This is a genomic window from Rhizobium etli 8C-3 (genome assembly GCF_001908375.1).
GTDB classification, from domain to species: domain Bacteria; phylum Pseudomonadota; class Alphaproteobacteria; order Rhizobiales; family Rhizobiaceae; genus Rhizobium; species Rhizobium etli_B.
The window spans coordinates 1,076,080-1,096,633 of sequence record NZ_CP017244.1 but is presented as its reverse complement, the minus strand read 5'-3'; the positions used below and the strand labels follow the sequence as shown (position 1 = coordinate 1,096,633).

Sequence of the window (20,554 nt, the reverse complement as noted above, 5' to 3'; positions counted from 1 at the left end):
CGCGAGCGGGGGAGCACGTCATGGCTGAGTTGCGAAAGCGGATCGCGGCGCTTTCCTCCGTCCCTTTTGTCACTTTTTCTTGGCTTGCGGCTCTGGCTATCCTGACAACGCTGCTTGAGCCTGCCGCAGCGCTTGCACATGCCTCCCTCATCCGGTCGAAACCCGCGCAAGGGGCGGTGCTCGCAGCGCCGCCACCTATTATTATTTTGGAATTCAATGAAGCGGTTGCACCTCTCGCGCTGACCTTGGTTGCGCCGGACCGAAGCACTCGACCACTCCAGGCGACGGCAGACGGCTCAAGACTTGTCGTTTCCAATCCCGACCTTGAGGCGCACGGGACCTACCTCGTCAGTTTGCGCGTCGTCTCCGAAGACGGCCACCCGGTCGTCGGCACCATTGCCTTCTCGATCGGCGCACCGAGTGCCTCACCCGGAGCTGTGACGGGTTCGAACCCTGCCGCCCTTCACTGGTGGATTTGGGCGACGCGTTGGGTGCTTTACCTCTGCTTCTCCTTCGCAGTCGGAGGCGCTTTTTTCGAAGCTTGCCTGAAGAACACAGCACCTGCATCTTGGCTCAGCCGCAGCTGGGCGCCGCTTGGCCTGACACTTCTTGCGGGCTCCGCCTATCTGCAGGGCCTTGACGAACTTGGTCTGCCCGTTTCGGCAAGTCCCCAGCTTGCTTCGTTCATTCTCGCCCTCAATGGCGGTTACGGCATCTCGATAGCCTCTGGCGCCGCAGCGTTTTTGCTCGCCTGGTTGAAGTCGATGCGCCGGCATGGAGACGGCGGCGGCTGGATCGGATTGACCGCACTGCTTGCCGCGGCCGCCGCTTTTTCATCGACCGGCCATGCAGGCAGCGCCGAGCCGAGATGGCTGGCGCGTGCAGCTATCTTCATCCACAGCGGTTCGTCGATGTTCTGGGTCGGCAGCCTGCCCGTTTTGCTAAGACGCTGCCTGGGGGCGCATCGCAAGGAAGTAGGCGTCCTACGCGTCTTTTCGCGCCTTATCCCGCTCCCGCTTGCCGCTCTTATTGTATCTGGCGTTGTCGCCGTCAGCCTGCAGGTTCCGGAACTGTCGTCCCTGTGGCCATCAACCTACGGTCTGATTTTGACGATCAAGCTGCTGTTCGTCATGACGTTGCTTGCCCTGGCCTGCGTCAATCGGTTTTGGCTCACGGCGCCAGCCATCCGGGGCGACGAGCGCGCGCGTCTTGCTTTGCGCCGCTCTGTCGCTGCTGAGGTGGTCCTTGTTGTGGCGATCTTCGCGGCTGTCGCCGGATGGCGTTTTGCCGAACCGCCGCGTGCTGCATTGGAAAGTCAACCAATGAGATTGCGTACGCACTTGCATTCTTCGAGCGCAATGGCACAGCTCGAGATCACTATTCGGTCGGCCGGCACCGGCTCGGCATCAATTTCGGTCGTAGACCAAAGCCGACGTGAAATGACCGTAAAGGAGCTGGGTCTGCAGCTATCAAACCTTGAACAGGGAATAGAGCCGTTGAAGTTCAGGGCCACTCCGGCAGCCGGCCGTGGCTGGATGGTTAACGGCATTCCTTTCGTGCGCAGCGGACGATGGGCGGTGACAGTCGATATCCTGATATCGGATTTCAAATCAGTTCATTTGGATGGGTTCGTCACCGTTCCCGAACTTGGGCTTTGACGACATCCTCGTTCTTCCTGCAGGGGATGAGCCAGCCATCCCTACCGGGCGAGTTTCGCGTTCTTGAGCATTCGCAGCACCTCCTGCTCGGCGATGATATGACGCCGCATGCAGCAAAAGAACGACCGCAGCATGTAGCCGATTGCATCCCACGACATCCTTGAGCCGCCCGTCTTCAACTCGCCAAGCGTGAGGACGACCTCTTCGGCGGCGATGCGATCCCGGTGATGATCGTCGCGGCGCCTTGCAATCGCAACGGCGGCATTTTCATAAAAGAGGCAGCTTTCCATGCGCGGAAACACCAATCTTTCTTCCAGCGCCTGCGTTGTCTCCAAAACAGGAACAAGGCGCGAGCAGATTTGTTCGCAGACCTGCTGATCGATGCGGCATGGGAGAAAGTCTGCAACGGCCTCCAGAACGGCGCACCATGACAATAGCTCGCGATAGTTCTCCTCGAGTTCGGCAAAATCACCGGTTCTCGCCATCATGTTCATGACTGCGTCTCTCCATCATCTCTGTAAAAACAGGCTGGCAGCGATGACAACGGCGGCAAGCACTGCCGCAATCGTCGCGCCGCGTTGCAAGACGCCCATGCGGTTTAGCGTCATCGCAAAAAGAATGATGACCGGCGTGGCCACTGTTAGACCGATCTGTGCGTCTGTCATTTGCGCCTCCAAACAACCAGTGACCTAGCGAGGAAGGCAGCAAAACTCTTTGCGCTGGATCAAAGAGGTCTTGCCGCTGAGGCAATAAATCGGCTGAGACCAGAGAAATGGACACAAATGCAAGACACTCGTGCGCACCCTGCCTTTGAGGACAATGACATGCTCCTGGCCTGGGTGCTTGGATGGAGCGAACTTGCCGCCTTCGGCGCTCTCCTTGGCGCGTTCCTGGTCGCCGGCTACCTGCAGCCGGCCGCCTTCTCTGAGGGACGCGGTCATCTCGCTCTATCTTATCCGCTGTTCAACACCATCATCTTGATTTCAAGCGGCTGGTGCGCCGCAAAGGCTGCTTGTTATCCGGCCGGCGCGCCGAAGCAGCGAACGGCGTTGCTAGGTGCTGCGGCTGGCGGTTTTGCATTCACTACCGTCAAGATCACCGAATATCTGGGCGAGCTGCCGCTCCTGAGTGGTGAGCGGCTCGAGACTTTCAGCCAGCTCTATTTTCTGACGACCGGATTTCATCTCGTTCACGTGATTTTCGGGTCGCTGGTCCTCATCGTCGTCGCCTGGCGGCCGAGGCGCGAAAACGTCGCGATCATCACGACGCTCTGGCATGTTATCGACATCGTCTGGCTGGTTATGTTTCCGGTGGTTTACGCGATATGACATCGGAGAAGCTCACCGATCGTGCGCTTGTGTATCTGATCGCCCTGACTGCGCTGACATCTGCAATCGCTTACTTCGCCCATGCAGTGGCTGGGCTGGGTGTCCTCATCATAGCCGCCGCACCGGTGGCGCTTGTGAAGGTGCGGCTCGTTCTAACGGAATTCGTGCATTTGCGAGGGCGGGAAAGTCCGCTTGTTCCCTCCGTCGTTGCCTGGGCGGCGCTTGTGCTGACGATGGCCTGTCTCAGGCTGGTTGCCCTTGCTGTCACCGGCGCCAGCTAGCGCGCTTTGGATTTTGTTTGCGCGATAGCAAAGACGATTTCGATCGATCCTTTAGATGCTGACGCTCACGAGCCAGATGGCTCGACGGCCGAGTTGCGGCATTTGCGCTCCTCGACGATGAAAGGATGATCGATGGCAGAACGCCTAACAAAAACCGGGGCCCGGAACGTCTTTTACGGCGGGTCTATTTTCTTCTTCGCGATCTTTGTCGGTCTGACGGCCCACAGCCACTATTATATCCGCACGACGTCGACCGACGAATCCACCCTGACCGCAGGTGTCGCTCGTGGAAAACATGTCTGGGAAAAAAATTCCTGCATCAACTGTCACACACTCCACGGCGAGGGCGCCTATTTCGCGCCTGAGCTCTCGAATGTCTGGAAGCGGTGGGGCGGCGATACCGATCCTGCCAGTGCGCGCGAGACCCTTGGCGCCTGGATGGCGTCGCAGCCCTCGGGGATAGAAGGGCGCCGCCAGATGCCGCAATTCAACCTCAGCGAACAGGAAGTCAACGACCTTGCAGATTTCCTCGAGTGGGTGAGCCGCATCAAGACCCAAAACTGGCCGCCGAACCAGGCCGGATGATCGGCGACAAAGGACCATACATATGAAGTACAAGACACAAAGCGTCGCCATGCTCTACTTCTACGGAGCGCTTGGCCTTTTCATCGCACAGCTGCTGTTCGGCGTCCTGGCCGGCACAATCTATGTCCTGCCCAACACCGTCTCGGAAATATTGCCCTTCAACATCGTGCGCATGGTCCACACGAATGCGCTGATTGTCTGGCTGCTGATGGGCTTCATGGGAACAACCTATTTCCTGCTGCCCGAAGAAGCCGAGACCGAGCTCTATAGCCGCAAGATCGCGATCGCGCAGTTCTGGATCTTTCTGATCGCAGCGGCGGTCGCCGTTGCAGGATATCTTTTCCATATCCATGAGGGGCGCGAGTTTCTCGAACAGCCTTTCGTGATCAAGGTCGGAATCGTCATCGTCGCGCTCATGTTCCTGTTCAACATCACGATGACGGTGCTCAAGGGCCGAAAGACGACGGTCACCAACATCTTGCTGTTCGGTTTGTGGGGCGTTGCGATCTTCTTCCTGTTTGCCTTCTACAATCCGGCGAACCTGGCGCTCGACAAGATGTACTGGTGGTACGTCGTCCACCTGTGGGTCGAGGGTGTGTGGGAATTGATCATGGCCTCCGTGCTCGCATTCTTGATGATCAAGCTGAATGGCATCGACCGCGAAGTGGTGGAAAAGTGGCTCTATGTCATCATCGGACTTGCGCTGTTCTCCGGCATTCTCGGGACTGGTCATCACTATTACTGGATCGGCGCTCCCGGCTACTGGCAATGGATCGGCTCGCTGTTTTCGACGCTTGAGGTCGCGCCGTTCTTCACGATGGTCGTCTTCACCTTCGTCATGACGTGGAAAGCCGGCCGCAAGCACGAGAACAAGGCCGCGCTCCTTTGGTCGATCGGCTGCTCGGTCATGGCCTTCTTCGGCGCAGGCGTCTGGGGCTTCCTGCATACCCTCTCTTCGGTCAACTACTACACGCATGGCACGCAAGTGACCGCAGCCCATGGGCACCTTGCCTTCTTCGGCGCCTATGTCATGCTCAACCTGGCGGCGATGGCCTATGCCATTCCTCAGATTCGCGGCCGTGCGCCCTATAATCAGTACCTGTCGATTGCAAGCTTCTGGATCATGTGCGGAGCGATGTCCGTCATGACCTTCGCCTTGACCTTCGCCGGCGTCATTCAGGTCCATCTGCAACGCGTGCTCGGCGACCCCTACATGGACGTCCAGGACCAGCTTGCGCTGTTTTACTGGGTACGCCTCGGATCCGGCATCTTCGTTCTCATCAGCGCGCTGATGTTCCTCTGGGCGCTCTTCGTGCCCGGGCGACAGCGCGCCGCCGCAAATGTCGCAGCACAGCCCGCCGAATAAGCGGGCTGCCCTTCCCTCAAATTGGAGTTCGTCATGACGATCGCCCTCACCACGCCGCTGCCTCTGCCGTCCGACATTCCAGCCTATGTTCCATCCGGCAACGAGTGCGCCCTCTTCGAGAGCGCCTGGATGCGGCAGTTGCCGCTGCTGCTCAAGGGCCCGACAGGATGCGGCAAGACGCGGTTTGTCCATCATATGGCCGCGCGTCTGGGCCTGCCTTTGTCGACCGTCTCCTGCCACGACGATTTGACTGCTGCGGATTTGACCGGGCGTTATCTCCTCAAGGGCGGCGACACGGTTTGGGTGGATGGACCGCTGACCCGTGCCGTCCGCGAGGGCGGGCTTTGCTACCTCGACGAGATTGTCGAGGCACGCAAGGATGTCGCCGTAGTGGTGCATCCTCTCACCGACGACAGGCGAATCCTGCCGCTTGAGCGGACTGGCGAACTTCTGCAGGCCCAGCCGGGCTTCCTGCTCGTCGTATCGTACAATCCCGGCTACCAGAACCTGATGAAGGCGCTGAAGCCCAGCACCCGCCAACGCTTCGTTGCAATCGAGTTCGACTTCCTGCCAAAGAACCAGGAGATCGCAGTGGTGTCGTGCGAAAGCGGGCTGGATGAAGCCCGTGTGGCGCCGCTGGTCGAGCTCGCGCGGCGGCTGCGTGCTCTCAAGGGGCACGATCTTGAAGAAGGCGTGTCGACGCGTCTGCTCGTCTATTGCGCCAGCCTCATTGATAGCGGCCTGCCGGTGCGCGAAGCGGTGCGCTCAGCATTGATCGAACCGCTGACCGACGAGTCGGACGTCAAAGCAGCCCTGATCGAGGTTGCAAATGCGGTTGTTTCTTGAAGGATCGCACATGCTGGAATTTCTCGAACTTGAAGAAACCGTCGGCCGGGTCTGGCACCGGTGGGTGGGCGACACCCGTTCATGGCCGCGCTCTCCGGACCACGCTGTTGCCTTGAATGATCTGAAGGCGCCGTTGGCGGTGTGCTTTCGCGGGTTCGGCGGAGAGAAAACGGTTCTATTGCAACCGATGCGCCCGCAAACCTCGTTGCATCGACTGAAGCTGCGCCAAGTCATCGGGCTTGGCGAAGAGCGCAGCGATCATCCCCGGCGGGACGAGTCTGCGATTATGCTACCTGCAAAGATCGACATTTTTTCGGACAGGGGCCTTAACCGTGACCTCTATTTCTGGATGGCCGCCTACATGGCAGTGATGGGCGGGGCCAACTTACCCTTGCCTGCCGATCCTTTGCTCCTCGATCTGCACAAGATCGCGCTTGGCCGCAGCATCGCGGCGCGCGTGGTCGAGGCATTTCCCGGCATGGGCTCGCGTTACGACCGCCTGTGCAAGGGGGTGCTTGCGGCGCGAAACCGCGGCCGACTGCCGGGTGTCGAGAGACAGATAGAGACTCTGGTCTGTCTGGCAATGGCCCATCCCCTTGGCCACCCCTTGCCAGAAGATGCGATGCCATCGGTTTTGCGCGCTCCGGCGGGCTATCTGCCGATGCTGCCTGTTCCTCTGTGGCCCGACTTCGTGGCGAAGTTCGAGATGGCCGCGAGAAAACGCGAGGACCTTCCCTCGAAAGGCGACGCCGCCTCCAATGATCGCCAGGCGCACGCAGCGACCCGAAAGCAGGACAGCGACGACCGCAAACGGGATCCGTTCATTCTCAACCGGTTCGAGAAGATCCTTGCGATGGCCGAGATGGTCAATGTCGACCGGCCAACCGATGACCGCGATGATGATGACGCCCAGACAGCCAACGAACTGGATGAGATGTCGCTCAGCGAAACGAAAGAGCGTCCGAAGTCGCGGTTCCACTTCGATCTCGATCTGTCACCTGAGGCCTTCGATCCGACGCGGATCGAGGCCGAATTGACCTATCCCGAATGGAACCACCGCACGCAGTCCTATCTCGAGGACTATTGCCGTGTCATCGTTGCGTCGATGGAAGAGCCCCTCCCGTCGTCCGCAGCCGCCTTCGACACTATGCTCGTGCGCAAGGTAAAGCGGCAATTCGAGACATTGCGGCCGCGCCGGGAGCTCCTCAGATCTCAACTTGATGGCAACGAGCTCGACCTCGAAGCGGTGGTTCGGTCCCGGGCGGATTACCTGGCGACGGGACAACCCGACGATCGCATCTATCAAGCGACGCGGCAGATGGCTCATGAACTTGCGACGTCGATCCTTGTCGACGTTTCGCTGTCGACCGATTCGTGGGTTGACAATCACCGCGTTCTCGACGTCGAGAAACAAGCGCTCGACGTCTTTGCCCGCGGCCTCGACGCCTGCGGCGACAGCTTCGCCATCAGTACTTTCACATCGCGGCGGCGCTCCTGGGTTCGGATTGAGACGCTGAAAGCCTTCCACGAAGCTTTTTCATCCCGAACAGTCTCGCGCATCAACGCAATGCGGCCCGGCTACTATACGCGCATGGGAGCGGCGATCCGCCATATGACGGCGGAACTCTCCAAGCAAACCAGCCGCAAAAAGCTGCTGCTGGTGCTTACAGATGGAAAACCCAACGACGTCGACCACTATGAAGGACGGTTCGCGTTGGAGGACAGCCGTCGCGCTGTCGGCGAAGCACGGGCGTTAGGGCTTTCCGTTTTCGCAGTGACGATCGACCGCAATGCGCAGGATTATCTTCCAGCCGTCTTCGGAAGAGGCGGATTCGCTCTCGTTTCAGACATCACCAAGCTGCCGAGCGCCTTGCCGGCTATTTATCGCGGGCTGGTTTACTGAGGGGTGCCAGCCCCGAAGGAGAGACCCGGCCGGCGGGGCGGCCTCGGGTCTCTCCACCCCCTTCAAGCTGCTTTGCTATGAGTACGGCCGGACACACCGATATAGGCATCGAAGGCTGCTGCCACCGCCCTGATCATGAACCTGAGATCCTTGCGAACAGTGACAAGACCCTCACGGATCGTCACGACGCCATCGTTTTCAAGCGCACGCAGCCGGTCGTTGCCGTTAAGGACCGTGCCGGTTTCGTAGCCATAACGTGCTCCAAGCAGATTGAGGTCGACGGCGAAATCACACATCAGCCGCTCAATGATTGCCGCCCGGAACCGATCCTGCCCGGTCAGGCGATACCCTTTCACGGTGGCCAGGCTGCCGGATGCGATCCGTTGCGCGTAGGCTCCGGGAGCGACTTCATTTTGGACATACCCCGCCGGCAGCTTGCCGATTGCGGATGCCCCGAGGCCGATAAGCGTCTCGCAGGTATCCGTGGTGTAGCCCTGAAAGTTCCGCCTCAAATCCCCACGCGCGCCGGCCATCGAAAGTTCATCTGCCGGCAGGGCGAAGTGATCAAGTCCGATCCGCACGTAACCGGCATCGACCAGTGCATCGGCGATCGCTTCGGCCTGGGCGTTACGCTCTGCGGCATCCGGCAAGGTCGCCTCATCGATAAGGCGCTGATGCTTCTTGAATGCCGGGATGTGCGCATAGCCGAATACCGCGAAGCGATCGGGGCGTAACCGGACCGCCGTCTGCACGGTATCGACGCAAGATGCGACCGTCTGATGCGGCAGGCCATAGATCAGGTCGAAGTTGATGCTGCCGATGCCGGCCTTCCGCAATTGCTGAACGGCGGTCTCCGTCTGCTCGAAAGTCTGAATACGGTTGATGGCCGCCTGGACCACCGGATCGAAACTTTGGACTCCCAGGCTTGCGCGACAGACGCCGCCCTCAGCGAGCGCGTCAACCATTTCACTGGCGAGTGTACGCGGATCGATCTCTACGGCAATTTCTGCCCCTGGCTTGAATGCGAATGCGTTCCTCATATCCTTCGTCAAACCCACGAACTCGTCCGGTCGCATGATCGTCGGCGTGCCGCCGCCAAAGTGCACATTTTGCACAGGCAGCGGTTTCTTCGCCTTCGATGCAACCAGATCGATCTCCCGGCGGAGAACATCCAGGTAATCAAGGATCGACCGATCCTGCTTCGTGATCGTCGTGTGACACCCGCAATACCAGCACATCGACCGGCAAAAAGGGATATGAAGATAGAGCGAGACCGGGGCCTCGTTGTCGAGCTCTGCCAGCCAATCTCGATAGGTATCGGCGCCGACCGCGGAAGAAAAGGCGGGCGCGGTCGGATAGCTGGTGTAGCGCGGCAGGCGTGTTTCGCCATACTTCCCGACGAGGGGGTGAGACATGATGCGTTCCTTCATAAGACGTTCTGGCGACTTTGAAGACGCTGCGCGTTTAAGTCCTTGTCATAGGTCAATGACGACGCCTGCGCATTTTCGAGAATCCAGGAAATTGTTTGTTCACAGTCAAATTGCCGCAGCGAGATTACCGCTAGTCTTTCAAACACCGGCAGATCACGGCTGCAGTTTGGCCGGCAGTCCATTTCGCATGCGGCTTATAAGGGTTTATATCCATGACTGAAGCGACGATCGCTGAAAGCAACAAGCCACTGATCGATGTCCGTACGCTGGCGCCGACTGAACGGCATCCGCGCATTTTCAACACTCTCGATGCGCTTGCGCCAGGCGGTTCGCTGCTGATCACCAGCGATCATGATCCCACGCCGCTGCACTATCAACTCGAAACCAAATTTCCTGGCAAGTTCTCTTGGGAATATCTCGAGCAGGGTCCGGCGGTATGGCGCGTGGAGATCGCTCGGCTGGATGCAGGGTGCGACTGCTGCTGCGGCAGCCACTAACAGGCATGAAGCGGGCGCGACGATGATCCCCGGTGCAACACTTTCGCGATGGACCATGTCCTATTTCGCTGCCGCGCTAATCTTTCTGCTTCTGGCAGAGGGGATGCTGGCGGCAGGTCTTTGGAAACCATCCGTCGATACCGGTGACCCCATCACGCTCATCATCGTGCACTGCGTGACTATCGGCTGGCTCGGCCTTTTGATGATAGGTGCATTGTTGCAATTTGCACCGGTATTGACGGGGGCGGGGCTGGTCACGGAACGCTTCAACCTCCCTGCCCTCGCCACGATCGTCGCCGGCCTTGCGGGACTAATCTGCGGGTTTGCCGCAATCAAGAACGGATCGTCAGCGGCCGCTTTGACAATGCAGGTCGCTACCACACTGCTCGCCGCGGGCCTGTTTGGCATAGGTGCCGTGCTGTTTACCGGACTGTGGCGCGGGCGCAGCGCTCATGGCGCCGCACCATTTGTTCTTCTCGGCATTATTTGCCTGGCCGTGACCGTGATACTGGGTATTGGCTTGGCGCTGGTGCTATCGGGGGCAACGGATGCTCCCTTGATCGTCGACCTCGCCCTGCGCGCCCTGCCCTTGCATGCCGGTTTTGGACTCGGAGGATGGATGAGCCTTGCCGCCATCGGCGTCACTTACAAGCTCACGAGCATGTTCCTGCTGTCATCCGATACGCCAACAACGCGGGCCGTACTGGCGGGTGGCGCTTGCACCGTCCTGATGCTCGGCGCCACCCTGTCCTGCCTTTTTACGCGCCGGGAGATGATCGAGCCGCTACTGTTCATGTCGGCTGTCGCGTTCTTGGCAACGATTGCAGTCTACGTGACGCAAATGCGCAGGCTCTACCGTACGAGACGGCGCAAAACGCTGGAACTCAACAGCGTTGGTTCAATTCCGGCATTTGCGCTGCTTGCACTGGCAACGGCTGCCCTCGTCATTTCCATGCCGCTCAATGCGGATGACCGTATCCGCGCCGCGATCGTCTATCTTTTCGTATTCGGCTGGCTAACCGGGCTCGGTCTGGCACAGTTGTTAAAGATCGTGCCCTTCCTGACCTGGCTTGAAGCCTTCGGTCCTCTGCTCGGCCGACGCCCCACGCCACGGCTGCAAGACCTGATCAAGGACCGCCGCGCCAAGTCTTGGCTCGCCGGATATTACCTTGCTGTCGTTTCAGCCGCCGCATCCATCGCAGCAAACAACGATGCGGGTTTCCAGATTTCGGCCTTTGCTCACCTGATATGCTCTGGGGGCCTGATCTTCGAATTGTTCCAGGTTCGTATCCTTGCCCATGTCGATGCCGTCGCCAAGAGCAGCCCCTTCCAACAACCCGGTCTGTTGATCGCCAAAATCAGTTCAGAGAGGTAACGACAATGCCAGTTCGAGAACTCGATGTCAGACAACTCCTGAAGGACGGCGGCATGCCGTTTCAGGTCATCATGGAAACAGTGGAATCGCTGCATCCGGATGAAAGTCTCCGTCTCCTCGTGATCTTCGAGCCTATTCCTCTTATTCGCCAGCTGAGCGAGCGGGGATATAGGCACTGCAGCACTAAGCTTGCGCAAGACGATTGGGAAATCGTGTTCACGCCGAAGGCGGCTGCAGCCGCGGCCGACAATGCCAATGCTCCGGCGCCAGATATCTGGCCGGAACCGGAATGGAACCTCGACCTGACGGATCTGCCGCCTCCCGAGCCCATGGAGCGGATCCTCGCCCGCATCGAAACGATGAACCCGGGTGAAGTCCTGTTTGCGCTCCTCACCCGCGAACCGGTCTTCCTGTTCAATGAACTGAGGAGGCGCGGCCATGAATGGGCTGGCAATTTCGACGCGAGCGGCTCGACGTATCGCATCATGATCCGCGTCAACGCGTCAGCGAGAGTCGCATGACTACGCCTCAACCGATTACCGCTTCTGCCGTTCTGCTCGCGTTGCGGGCCATTCAAGATCCCGAAATCGGGACCGACATCGTCGAGCTGGGCTTGATCTATCTGGTCGAAATCAAACCGGACGCAGCGGTAAGGATCGCAATGACGACAACCACACGCGCCTGTCCGGCTTCGGCTTTCATTGCGGACGCTGTCCGCGAACGCCTTGGCACAATCCCGGGCATTGGGCGGATAACGGTTGACTTGGTCTACGAGCCGCCGTGGTCGCCGGATATGATCGGCAAGCTGGTGGCTTGAACCACTGCTTTGAAGGCCGGGCCTGAACGCCCGGCCTTATACATTGGAAGGCGGAGCATCGGGTATGATGTTCCGGCGTCTTTGTCAGCGCAATGATTTTGTCTTCCTGCAAAGAAAGGGTGCGTGTTCGGCCAGGAAGAGTGCGAAGGCCATTATCCATCCCAGAGCGGCGACCATCAGGATTTCATAGGTGTATGCCGGCACGAGTTCGGCGGCGGGCCTCACGACTGCAACGATCGCAAGGACAGCATAGGACGTCGTCGTAAGAGCGCTTGCCTTGAGCTTGCGGCCCGTATGTCCCCGCGTTGCACGCGTCATCACAGCGAGCATCATGAGAGCCACCACGCCGATCGCGAGCGTATGAAGGATTGACACTTGACTGAGGCCCAATGATCCGAAGGCGATCATCCCGAAACCGAAGGGCACGAAGAGGTAGGCGAGGTGAAGCACCGAGAGGATGGCCTCCCGGCGTGTCGTCCAGCCGCGCCAGCGGCAAAGCCGGATGAGATTGATAACAGCAGCTGTGGCGCTGAGGCCACCGGTTGGGACTGACGCCGGTGCGATCGTCCAAGATGCCAGCGCAACGACGCCGACGATGATTGCCGCCGCGTCGAAACGATTGTAGGGGACGGGAAAGTCGGTTCGGCCGAACTGGTTGAGCCAGTTGCGAGTAAAGCTTGGGAGGATCCGTCCGCCAACGATCGTAATCAATGCGACGTAAGCACCAAGAGCCAGGCGGACCGGAAGCTCCGGCCTCACGCCTTCAATGACCAGGATGTGGAAGCAGATGTTTGCCGCAGACAGCGCCGCAAGGCCGCTTAAAACTTTCAAGTCCTTCCACTTCCGACCGGCGATCACTTCACGAGTGCAGATGATCAGCATTGCCGGCAGGAAAAGGCTATCGGCGACGGCAGCGGGGAGCAAGCCGATTGTGTCCGACAAAAGGATGGCTACCCGCCCGGACGTCCACAGCCCAAATAGAACGACAAGCGGCCGTCCCGAAACCGGCAAGCGGCCGGTCCAATTCGGCACCGCCGTCAGCAGGAAGCCTGCAAGAACCGCCGAGGCAAACCCGAAGAGCATTTCATGGGCATGCCAATTGACCGGTCCGTAGTTCGGCGCAATCGCCGGGCCCGAGGAAAGAAACGCCGCCCAGAGCCCGATGCAGAGAACAGACCAACCGGCTGCGCCGAGGAAGAAGGGCCGGAAGCCGTAAGAAAAGAGCACCGATCCGGACGTCCACATTCCTCTTGGAATGCGCTTGGCCGGTTCGGCTGCTGACGTATTTTGCATGGTTAAGATCTCCGAATTGACCCCTCAGTAATGGTCGCATCGGACGAAGCAGTCGTTGACAATACGCAAAGAGCAGCGCCTCGACTTTGTGCTCCCGCAAAGATCGAATTTGCTCCAAATCAAAGAGATTCCACACAATTCTTCTAGAACGTTTTGTGACCGGGCGGTTTTTGCTCCGTGTTCGACTTCAGGAGAAGGATGATGACAAACACATTTCAAATGACCCGGCGCACGATGCTGACGGGTGCTGCTGTCGCCGGAGCGCTGACCCCCATCCTCGCATCGACGGCGGCGAATGGCTCTCCTGCCGCCCTCGCCAAGAAGCTGAGCGCCGCCGACATCGCAGCCCTTCCACGCCAGAAATTGGAGCTCATGAAGCCACCTTTCGTCCACGCACATACGCAAAAGGCAGAAGGCGGACCGAAAGTCATCGAAGTCACGCTGACGATCGAGGAAAAGAAGCTCGTGATCGACGGTAAAGGCACTGAAGTCAATGCCATGACCTTTGATGGATCGGTTCCTGGTCCGCTCATCGTCGTGCACCAGCACGATTACGTCGAAGTCACGCTCGTCAATCCCGAGACGAACTCGATGCAGCACAATATCGACTTTCATTCGGCAACCGGCGCGCTCGGCGGTGGGGCGCTGACGATCGTCAACCCGGGTGAGAGTACCGTACTGCGCTTCAAGGCGACCAAGGCCGGCGTCTTCGTCTATCACTGCGCCCCTCCCGGCATGGTGCCGTGGCACGTTGCGTCCGGTATGAACGGCGCGATCATGGTGCTGCCGCGCGAAGGTCTGACAGACGGCCATGGCAAGGAACTTGTCTATGACAAGGTCTACTATGTCGGTGAGCAGGACTTTTATGTTCCGCGCGACGAAAAGGGCGAGTTCAAGAAATATGACAGTCCCGGCGAGGCCTATGAAGAGACCATCGCCGTCATGCGCACCTTGACACCGACGCATGTCGTCTTCAACGGCGCCGTTGGCGCGCTCACCGGTGAGAACGCTCTGACGGCTGCAGTCGGCGAGCGCGTTCTCATCGTTCACTCGCAGGCCAACCGCGATACCCGGCCGCACCTCATCGGCGGTCACGGCGAATACGTCTGGGCGACGGGCAAGTTTATCAATGTGCCGGACCGGGATCAGGAGACCTGGTTCATTCCCGGCGGCACAGCCGGCGCAGCCTACTACACCTTCGAGCAGCCCGGCATCTATGCCTACGTCAACCACAACCTGATCGAAGCCTTCGAGCTTGGAGCTGCGGCTCACTTCAAGGTCACCGGCGATTGGAACGATGATCTGATGACTTCGGTCAAGTCGCCATCGGCCAGCTGATCTGGCCAGCTCAAGCCGGCGAGTGGACCAAGCTGTTGGCCTGCTCGCTAAAACTCAATGTGAGGCGCCTTCAAACGCGTAGCGGCCGTGATACTAGACGAAGTCGATGATCAGATTTCGGAGATTTCCGTCGCCATACCGCTCGCGTTGTTGGCGGTCATGCTGGCTGCGGTCGCCGTTCAGTCCGGCCTCGTCGCCTTGCGCAGCCACCAGGATCAGGTCGCCCGTCCGGATGTGATTACCGTGGCACCCCGGTCGTTCGATTACCGGGACCATGGGGAGTATTTCCGCGCCGGGCTCGCCGTCGATGCGCCGCGTTTCCTTGTGACGACTGAAACCCCGCTGACGATCATGAAATATCAGGTCTCGCATGCCGAATACGACCGCTGCGTCCAAGATGAAACCTGCACCGCAGCGGAGAGCGAAGGACCGGCCGCGCCGGGCGACACACCTGTTATCGGTGTCAGCTATGATGATGCCGTGCGCTATGCAGCGTGGCTTTCCGAAAGCACCGGAGACTCATGGGATCTTCCGACGGATCAGCAACTGGCCTTTGCCGCCGGAAGCCGCTTTCCCGACGACGCGCTCGGTGTTTCAAGCAATGATAAGAATCCCGCCATACGCTGGCTTGCAGACTACGAACGCGAGGCGCGCCGTTCCGCCTCCAAGGATCCCCTCCCCCAGATCCGCGGATCGTTTGGCGTCAGCGAATACGGGTTGGCTGACTTTGGTGGTAACATTTGGGAATGGACGCGCAGCTGCAGCAAGCGTATTGATGCTGGCGTTCAAGAAGCAGCCCAAGAGGCTGATCCATCGCGCTGCGGTATCCTGATTGCCTCCGGCAAACATAGAGCACCAATGAGCAGTTTTGTCCGCATTCCAAAAGGCGGCGGCTGCTCTGTCGGCAGCCCGCCGGACAATCTCGGCTTCCGCCTCGTTCGCCAGCCAACTCCCTTTGAGGCGGCGAAAGACTGGATCAGGCGAGTGATCGGCTTGACCGCTTTTTCGATGAACGCCGTCCCCCCCGATGAAGGACCTCCGGCATGAAGATTGATCGCGCCGTATTGAAATCACTGCCATTGTTCGATCGAATGACGGATTCCGATCTCGACGCGATGGTGGAGCATGCGGTTTCACGGCGTGTCGCACAGGGCGATGCCGTCTTCGAGCAAGGGGCGCCTGCCAGATTTTTCTTCCTGCTCCTGCATGGCAGATTAAAGGTTACGCAAATTACCGCAGATGGCCAGCAGATCATCGTCCGGGTTGTTCACCCGGGCGATTTGTTCGGTTTTGCCAGAGCCTTGCAGCGTTCCGACTATCCAGGCACCGCAATTGCCGCCGCCGAGAGCCTGACGCTTTCGTGGCCAACCGATCTTTGGCCGCAATTCGTCGAGCAAAACCCGCGCCTGGCGGTTACCGCGATGCAAACCATCGGTCAACGTCTCGAAGAGGCTCATACGCGGATCCGCGAAATGTCGACAGAGGAGGTGGAAAGACGCGTCGCCCATGCTGTCCTGAGGCTTTCCAAGCAGGCAGGGAAACAGGAGGGTGACGGCATTCGTATCGACTTTCCGATTTCTCGCCAGGATATCGCCGAAATGACGGGAACGACACTGCACACGGTCTCAAGAATTCTGAGCGCCTGGGAAGCCAAGGGCCTTGTTGAAGGTGGCCGTCAAAAACTGCTCGTCTGCGACTACCGAAAGCTATTGATTCTCGCAGACGGCGGCCGTGAATAGATTTTGCCCCGCGTCGCCCGCATCAGAAGTCTCTGATCGGCACCTGCCGCGCGAAAAAGCCGAAGTCCTTGATCCCGATCAATTCAGCCCTGGACGCGCCGCGATAGGCTTTTTGTCTCAGGATATCCCGATGGTACCGGCAGCAACGGCAAGGAGCCACCATGCAAGCCAAAGACATAATGACGAGGGCCGTGGCTACGGTCAGCCTGACGGCCAGCATCCGCAAAGCTATCGAAACAATGATCGCTGCCGATGTCAGCGGGCTGCCGGTCGTCGGCGACGACGGAAGCTTGCGCGGGATTATCACTGAAGGCGACATGCTGCGCCGAAAGGAACTGGACCTGAGGGCAGCCGATGATGCAGGCACGGTTGACGCGCTTCGCGACTATGTCCACGGCAATAGCTGGCGGGTCGAAGACGTCATGTCCACCGACGTCGTATCTGTGAGGCCAGCGGCGCCTCTTGGCGAAATCGCCGGTCTCATGGCGCTGCATTCCATCAAGCGCGTGCCGGTCGTCTCGGATGGCAGGGTTGTCGGGATCGTCAGCCGCCGCGACCTTCTCAGAGCGGTCGTTGCAGGCCTGCCCGATTTCATTCCGCGCGGCGAGGATGCGTTGCGCCTTGCTGTCGCGACACGGTTGAAGAATGATCTGAGTCTTCCGCAGGAGCAAATTGATGTGGCCGTTCAGGACGGCAACGTCATACTCACGGGCAGCGTCGAGACAGAACTCCATCGCAAAGCCATAAAAGTTCTCGTCGAGAACCTCAGAGGCTCGGCAACCATTGTCGACAAAGTGACAACGATTGCCGGCCGGCCGTAGCCCCGGATGTACTCAGCCGAGGAAAAAGAGCGCCCAAAACCGCGCACGTGCAACAACCGTGCCGCTGAGACCGCGAACTTGGCCAAGCACGACGGGCTGTAGCGTCCGGCGATGCTGTAGGCGAGATTAAGGGACCACGATCCCGCCGCGCCAACAATCATGCAGCGGGCCTCGTCGACCATCGGGATCGATAGGCCATCAATGCACAATTGGGTGATGGTCATCGACAGGAGTCCGCAGAACAGGCCTGCCGCAGCGACCGGTATCATGGCCTGGGCGAGATGATGGAACCGGCGGCGGCTCCACCCGCCCAACGGGACGGTACTCACCTTTATGGTCGTCAATCGCGCCGTTCTTTGTTCGAACGCAAATAAGAAGCCAGGCACTGCTTTTGAGATTTCGCAATGAAGCGATTGCTCAAGATCGTATAGAGGAGCGGGTCGACATCAAAATGGGGGTTGAACGTGCAGGGATTCGCAGCCGCATTTGCAGTCTTCATCGTGCTACATTCGATACCGGCGATCCCGGCTCTGCGCTCGCGCATCATCGGCATCGTCGGAAGGGCGGCCTACCTCGTTATCTATTCCACCGTCTCAACGGCGGTTCTCGTCTGGGTTTTTCACGCCGCGCTGATGCTGGACTACATCCCGCTTTGGGATTTTCAACCTTGGCAGACAATGGTAGCTTTCGCCCTGGCTCCGCTGGGTATTTTTCTGGTGATTGCCGGACTCTTGAGCGACAATCCCTTATCGATCTCCTTGGCGCGCGGATCGACGCCTGGTGCGATCGTCAGCATCACAAGACATCCGGTCCTATGGGGATTTTTTCTCTGGGCGGTCGGGCACGTGATTGTCAATGGTGACCTGCGCTCATTGCTGCTATTCGGCGGATTTGCACTCTTTGCCATCACGAGCATCCCGATAGCGGAAAGACGCGCCCGGCGCCGTCTTGGCGACGGCTGGGCAACGGTTGCGTCGGGCACATCAAATGTGCCGCTGCTTGGCGCTTTGACATGGCAGATGAGGCCGCGCATCGACATGCGTCTCGGCGTGGCAGCATTGGCCACAGCTGCATTGACGGCGTCGTTGCTGATGGGCGGCCATAGCTATCTGTTCGGAGCCGATCCGCTTTCGCTGCTTGGCTAAGCGCAGCCAGAGCCGGCAGCCTGTTCTCCCTGCCAGCTCTGGGCAAGAGGCCGGATCGGCAATGCCAGCTGGTCGATTGCTCGTGAAGCAATGTGATCCACGACATGCGCGATCGTTTCCGGCTTCTGATAGAAGGCCGGGACCGGCGGCATGATGATGCCGCCACATTCGGTGACGGCCACCATGTTGCGCAAGTGACCGAGGTGAAGCGGTGTCTCGCGCGCCAACAGGACCAGCTTCCTCCGCTCTTTGAGCTGCACGTCGGCTGCGCGTATGATCAGGTTGTCTGAGAGACCGGCTGCGATCCCTGCCAGTGTCCGCATAGAGCACGGCGCGACGATCATGCCATGGACGGGAAACGAGCCGCTGGCGATGGCCGCTCCGATGTCGGCGCCCTCATAGGCCTTGTGTACCTTGAGCAGAAGCTTGCCATAGGCACCTGTGCCGATCTCATGGGCAAGCGTGCGCTGCCCTGCTGCCGAGACAACGAGGTGAACATCGATGCCGAGTGCAATGAGCTTGTCGGCGATTGCGACACCAAAGATCGCGCCCGAAGCGCCGGTGATCGACAACACCACGCGTGGCGCCGTCCGGGGGTCATAAATCACGCTTCATCCTTTCCCAAATGGCATCGGCGCGGGCCGAAACGTCAGGCGATATCGATAAGACACGCCCCCAGTCGCGCTCCGTCTCCGACCCGATTTTGTTGGTTGCATCGCAGCCCATCTTGGCGCCCAAGCCTGGTCGCGGCGAAGCAAAATCAAGATAATCGATCGGCGTGTTTTCGATGACCGTCAGATCACGGCCGGCGTCGAAGCGGGTCGACAAGGCCCAGATGACGTCGGCCCAGTTGCGGACGTTGATGTCAGGATCGACCACGATGATGAGCTTCGTGTAGTTGAATTGCGGCAGCATCGACCAGAGACCCATCATAATCCTCTTGGCCTGACCCGGGTAACGCTTGTCGATCGAGACAACGATCGCCCGATACGAACAGGCCTCCGGCGGCAGCCATAAATCGCATATTTCCGGAAACTGCCGTTTGACGATCGGCACGAAGAGGTCGGTCATCACCTCTCCAAGTCGCGACGGTTCATCGGGCGGGCGGCCGGTGAATGTGGAGAGATAGAAGGGTTTTTGCCGGCTTGTCATTGCCGAGACGGTCATCACCGGGAAAGGCTCGATGCTGTTGTAGTAACCTGAGTGATCGCCGTAAGGTCCCTCGGGCGCGCGCTCCGTGGCCGACACCGTGCCCTCGACAATAATCTCCGCATTGGTTGGAATTGGCATCGAGACCGTCAAGGCGGGGGTCACCTCTGTCCTAGCGGACCGCAGCAGGCCCGCAAAATTGATCTCGCTCACGCCTTCGGGTAGGGGCATGACCGCCGAAAGAATGCTGACGGGGTCCGCACCGATCGCGATCGTGACGGGCATATCCAGGCCTTTGCGCTGCCAGGCTCGATGATGTTTTGCTCCGCCGCGATGATCCAGCCAACGCATTATGAGTGATCGTCGATCACTTACCTGCATCCGGTATATTCCGACATTGATATCGGACGGATCATCTGGGCAACGCGTGATCACCATCGGCCAGGTGACGAGTGGCGCCGGCTCGCCCGGCCAGCACCATTGGATCGGAAGCAGCGAAAGATCCACCTCCTCTCCCATGCGTATCATCGCTTGCGCCGGCGACCTTGCCTGGCGCTTGGGCCGCATCGACATTGCCGCGCGCACAAGCGGCAGCTTGTCCCAGGCCTCCCGGATGGTCTTCGGCGGTGTCGGCCGATGCAGTTCGCCCAGCATATCCGCAAGATTTGCCAGGCCTCCGGCCTGGAGCCCGAAGCCGAGCTCAATCCTTTCCCGAGTGCCGAAGAGATTGACGAGAACAGGAATATCCTTCCTCCGGCCGGAGGCATCGATCGGCGTCTCGAACAGCAAGGCCGGGCCGTTTTGTTCGATGGACCTTCGGTGGATCTCCGCCATTTCGTGGACGAGCGAGACCGGCTCGCTGATCCGCCGAAGCAGGTTGCGCCCCTCAAGGTCGAGGGCAAAGCTTTGGAGGTCTGGAAATGCGGCAACGGGAGCGGTGCGAATACTCATCCGCCTGCCATCGGTAAAAAAATCCGGTCTGT

22 protein-coding genes are annotated in these 20,554 nt (G+C 59.4%); 16 read left to right on the top strand and 6 right to left on the bottom strand.

All coding sequences use genetic code 11. From position 1 onward, the window contains the following. The first annotated feature begins 20 nt into the window (after positions 1-20). Positions 21-1,658, top strand: coding sequence for a copper resistance CopC/CopD family protein (locus AM571_RS30130; RefSeq protein WP_196776391.1), 1,638 nt, complete (start codon positions 21-23; stop codon positions 1,656-1,658). Between the two features lie 41 nt (positions 1,659-1,699). Here the strand turns inward: AM571_RS30130 and AM571_RS30125 are convergent, their stop codons facing one another. Together AM571_RS30125 and AM571_RS37140 are read right to left on the bottom strand one after the other, a co-directional pair. Further along, entirely contained in the window at positions 1,700-2,152 is a 453-nt protein-coding gene (locus AM571_RS30125) for a hemerythrin domain-containing protein (RefSeq protein ID WP_074064633.1), read from the bottom strand. A gap of 15 nt (positions 2,153-2,167) precedes the next feature. After that, a complete protein-coding gene (locus AM571_RS37140; RefSeq protein WP_196776390.1) occupies positions 2,168-2,323 on the bottom strand; it encodes a hypothetical protein in 156 nt (51 codons plus the stop codon). Positions 2,324-2,440: 117 nt separating this feature from the next. On the opposite strand from AM571_RS37140, the gene AM571_RS30120 reads away from it, so the two are divergent. The 6 genes from AM571_RS30120 (at position 2,441) to AM571_RS30095 (ending at position 7,967) form a co-directional block, all read left to right on the top strand. Continuing rightward, the gene (locus tag AM571_RS30120) at positions 2,441-2,986 is read left to right on the top strand and encodes a cytochrome c oxidase subunit 3 (RefSeq protein WP_074064632.1); all 546 of its coding nucleotides are present in this window, start codon (positions 2,441-2,443) and stop codon (positions 2,984-2,986) included. After that, positions 2,983-3,267, top strand: a complete 285-nt coding sequence (locus tag AM571_RS30115; protein WP_074064631.1) for a cytochrome C oxidase subunit IV family protein — start codon at positions 2,983-2,985, stop codon at positions 3,265-3,267. The genes AM571_RS30120 and AM571_RS30115 overlap by 4 nt, the downstream gene beginning before the upstream one ends. A gap of 132 nt (positions 3,268-3,399) precedes the next feature. Further along, entirely contained in the window at positions 3,400-3,852 is a 453-nt protein-coding gene (locus tag AM571_RS30110) for a c-type cytochrome (protein WP_074064630.1), read from the top strand. Positions 3,853-3,874: 22 nt separating this feature from the next. After that, entirely contained in the window at positions 3,875-5,218 is a 1,344-nt protein-coding gene (locus AM571_RS30105) for a cbb3-type cytochrome c oxidase subunit I (RefSeq protein ID WP_074064629.1), read from the top strand. Positions 5,219-5,251: 33 nt separating this feature from the next. After that, on the top strand, positions 5,252-6,064 hold the full coding sequence (locus tag AM571_RS30100; protein WP_074064628.1) for a CbbQ/NirQ/NorQ/GpvN family protein: 813 nt from the start codon (positions 5,252-5,254) through the stop codon (positions 6,062-6,064). Between the two features lie 10 nt (positions 6,065-6,074). After that, the gene (locus tag AM571_RS30095) at positions 6,075-7,967 is read left to right on the top strand and encodes a nitric oxide reductase activation protein NorD (RefSeq protein WP_074064627.1); all 1,893 of its coding nucleotides are present in this window, start codon (positions 6,075-6,077) and stop codon (positions 7,965-7,967) included. A gap of 62 nt (positions 7,968-8,029) precedes the next feature. On the opposite strand, the gene hemN is transcribed toward AM571_RS30095, so the two are convergent. Continuing rightward, positions 8,030-9,382 (bottom strand): oxygen-independent coproporphyrinogen III oxidase, encoded by a 1,353-nt coding sequence (hemN, locus tag AM571_RS30090; RefSeq protein ID WP_074065666.1) that lies wholly within the window; start codon positions 9,380-9,382, stop codon positions 8,030-8,032. A gap of 227 nt (positions 9,383-9,609) precedes the next feature. Here hemN and AM571_RS30085 point away from each other — a divergent pair, with 227 nt between their 5' ends. The 4 genes from AM571_RS30085 to AM571_RS30070 are packed head-to-tail and all read left to right on the top strand — an operon-like array spanning position 9,610 to position 12,086. Beyond that, positions 9,610-9,894: a DUF2249 domain-containing protein gene (locus AM571_RS30085; protein ID WP_074064626.1), complete on the top strand. Its 285-nt coding sequence runs from the start codon at positions 9,610-9,612 to the stop codon at positions 9,892-9,894. Further along, entirely contained in the window at positions 9,860-11,269 is a 1,410-nt protein-coding gene (locus AM571_RS30080) for a hypothetical protein (RefSeq protein WP_237358668.1), read from the top strand. The genes AM571_RS30085 and AM571_RS30080 overlap by 35 nt, the downstream gene beginning before the upstream one ends. A gap of 5 nt (positions 11,270-11,274) precedes the next feature. Beyond that, the gene (locus AM571_RS30075) at positions 11,275-11,790 is read left to right on the top strand and encodes a DUF2249 domain-containing protein (RefSeq protein WP_074064625.1); all 516 of its coding nucleotides are present in this window, start codon (positions 11,275-11,277) and stop codon (positions 11,788-11,790) included. After that, positions 11,787-12,086 carry a metal-sulfur cluster assembly factor gene (locus AM571_RS30070; RefSeq protein WP_074064624.1) on the top strand — a complete coding sequence of 100 codons (300 nt, stop codon included), beginning with the start codon at positions 11,787-11,789 and terminating at the stop codon, positions 12,084-12,086. Before AM571_RS30075 ends, AM571_RS30070 begins: the two co-directional genes overlap by 4 nt. 84 nt (positions 12,087-12,170) lie before the next feature. Here AM571_RS30070 and AM571_RS30065 read toward each other — a convergent pair whose 3' ends face one another. Beyond that, positions 12,171-13,379 carry an NnrS family protein gene (locus tag AM571_RS30065; RefSeq protein WP_074064623.1) on the bottom strand — a complete coding sequence of 403 codons (1,209 nt, stop codon included), beginning with the start codon at positions 13,377-13,379 and terminating at the stop codon, positions 12,171-12,173. A gap of 201 nt (positions 13,380-13,580) precedes the next feature. On the opposite strand from AM571_RS30065, the gene nirK reads away from it, so the two are divergent. From nirK to AM571_RS30040, 5 genes are all read left to right on the top strand, one after another. Further along, positions 13,581-14,717: a copper-containing nitrite reductase gene (nirK, locus tag AM571_RS30060; protein ID WP_074064622.1), complete on the top strand. Its 1,137-nt coding sequence runs from the start codon at positions 13,581-13,583 to the stop codon at positions 14,715-14,717. Between the two features lie 87 nt (positions 14,718-14,804). Next, positions 14,805-15,764, top strand: coding sequence for an SUMF1/EgtB/PvdO family nonheme iron enzyme (locus AM571_RS30055; protein ID WP_074064621.1), 960 nt, complete (start codon positions 14,805-14,807; stop codon positions 15,762-15,764). Continuing rightward, the gene (locus tag AM571_RS30050; RefSeq protein ID WP_074064620.1) at positions 15,761-16,456 is read left to right on the top strand and encodes a Crp/Fnr family transcriptional regulator; all 696 of its coding nucleotides are present in this window, start codon (positions 15,761-15,763) and stop codon (positions 16,454-16,456) included. The genes AM571_RS30055 and AM571_RS30050 overlap by 4 nt, the downstream gene beginning before the upstream one ends. Positions 16,457-16,617: 161 nt before the next feature. After that, positions 16,618-17,277: a CBS domain-containing protein gene (locus AM571_RS30045; RefSeq protein ID WP_074064619.1), complete on the top strand. Its 660-nt coding sequence runs from the start codon at positions 16,618-16,620 to the stop codon at positions 17,275-17,277. 464 nt (positions 17,278-17,741) lie between these two features. Then, positions 17,742-18,422, top strand: a complete 681-nt coding sequence (locus tag AM571_RS30040; protein ID WP_155774556.1) for an NnrU family protein — start codon at positions 17,742-17,744, stop codon at positions 18,420-18,422. On the opposite strand, the gene AM571_RS30035 is transcribed toward AM571_RS30040, so the two are convergent. Beyond that, entirely contained in the window at positions 18,419-19,027 is a 609-nt protein-coding gene (locus tag AM571_RS30035) for a UbiX family flavin prenyltransferase (RefSeq protein WP_074065664.1), read from the bottom strand. The two genes, AM571_RS30040 and AM571_RS30035, sit on opposite strands and share 4 nt — an antisense overlap. After that, positions 19,020-20,522 carry a UbiD family decarboxylase gene (locus AM571_RS30030; RefSeq protein ID WP_074064617.1) on the bottom strand — a complete coding sequence of 501 codons (1,503 nt, stop codon included), beginning with the start codon at positions 20,520-20,522 and terminating at the stop codon, positions 19,020-19,022. Before AM571_RS30030 ends, AM571_RS30035 begins: the two co-directional genes overlap by 8 nt. Positions 20,523-20,554: the final 32 nt, after the last annotated feature.

Excerpts from the sequence above, each read along its gene's own strand:
- AM571_RS30075 (WP_074064625.1), top strand. The coding sequence starts at position 11,275 with ATGCCAGTTCGAGAACTCGATGTCAGACAACTCCTGAAGGACGGCGGC.
- AM571_RS30100 (WP_074064628.1), top strand. The coding sequence starts at position 5,252 with ATGACGATCGCCCTCACCACGCCGCTGCCTCTGCCGTCCGACATTCCA.
- AM571_RS30130 (WP_196776391.1), top strand. The coding sequence starts at position 21 with ATGGCTGAGTTGCGAAAGCGGATCGCGGCGCTTTCCTCCGTCCCTTTT.
- AM571_RS30030 (WP_074064617.1), bottom strand. The coding sequence starts at position 20,522 with ATGAGTATTCGCACCGCTCCCGTTGCCGCATTTCCAGACCTCCAAAGC.
- AM571_RS37140 (WP_196776390.1), bottom strand. The coding sequence starts at position 2,323 with ATGACAGACGCACAGATCGGTCTAACAGTGGCCACGCCGGTCATCATT.
- AM571_RS30120 (WP_074064632.1), top strand. The coding sequence starts at position 2,441 with ATGCAAGACACTCGTGCGCACCCTGCCTTTGAGGACAATGACATGCTC.
- AM571_RS30115 (WP_074064631.1), top strand. The coding sequence starts at position 2,983 with ATGACATCGGAGAAGCTCACCGATCGTGCGCTTGTGTATCTGATCGCC.
- AM571_RS30045 (WP_074064619.1), top strand. The coding sequence starts at position 16,618 with ATGCAAGCCAAAGACATAATGACGAGGGCCGTGGCTACGGTCAGCCTG.
- AM571_RS30105 (WP_074064629.1), top strand. The coding sequence starts at position 3,875 with ATGAAGTACAAGACACAAAGCGTCGCCATGCTCTACTTCTACGGAGCG.
- nirK (WP_074064622.1), top strand. The coding sequence starts at position 13,581 with ATGACAAACACATTTCAAATGACCCGGCGCACGATGCTGACGGGTGCT.
- AM571_RS30085 (WP_074064626.1), top strand. The coding sequence starts at position 9,610 with ATGACTGAAGCGACGATCGCTGAAAGCAACAAGCCACTGATCGATGTC.
- AM571_RS30125 (WP_074064633.1), bottom strand. The coding sequence starts at position 2,152 with ATGAACATGATGGCGAGAACCGGTGATTTTGCCGAACTCGAGGAGAAC.
- AM571_RS30050 (WP_074064620.1), top strand. The coding sequence starts at position 15,761 with ATGAAGATTGATCGCGCCGTATTGAAATCACTGCCATTGTTCGATCGA.
- AM571_RS30065 (WP_074064623.1), bottom strand. The coding sequence starts at position 13,379 with ATGCAAAATACGTCAGCAGCCGAACCGGCCAAGCGCATTCCAAGAGGA.
- AM571_RS30070 (WP_074064624.1), top strand. The coding sequence starts at position 11,787 with ATGACTACGCCTCAACCGATTACCGCTTCTGCCGTTCTGCTCGCGTTG.
- hemN (WP_074065666.1), bottom strand. The coding sequence starts at position 9,382 with ATGTCTCACCCCCTCGTCGGGAAGTATGGCGAAACACGCCTGCCGCGC.
- AM571_RS30080 (WP_237358668.1), top strand. The coding sequence starts at position 9,860 with ATGCAGGGTGCGACTGCTGCTGCGGCAGCCACTAACAGGCATGAAGCG.
- AM571_RS30110 (WP_074064630.1), top strand. The coding sequence starts at position 3,400 with ATGGCAGAACGCCTAACAAAAACCGGGGCCCGGAACGTCTTTTACGGC.
- AM571_RS30095 (WP_074064627.1), top strand. The coding sequence starts at position 6,075 with ATGCTGGAATTTCTCGAACTTGAAGAAACCGTCGGCCGGGTCTGGCAC.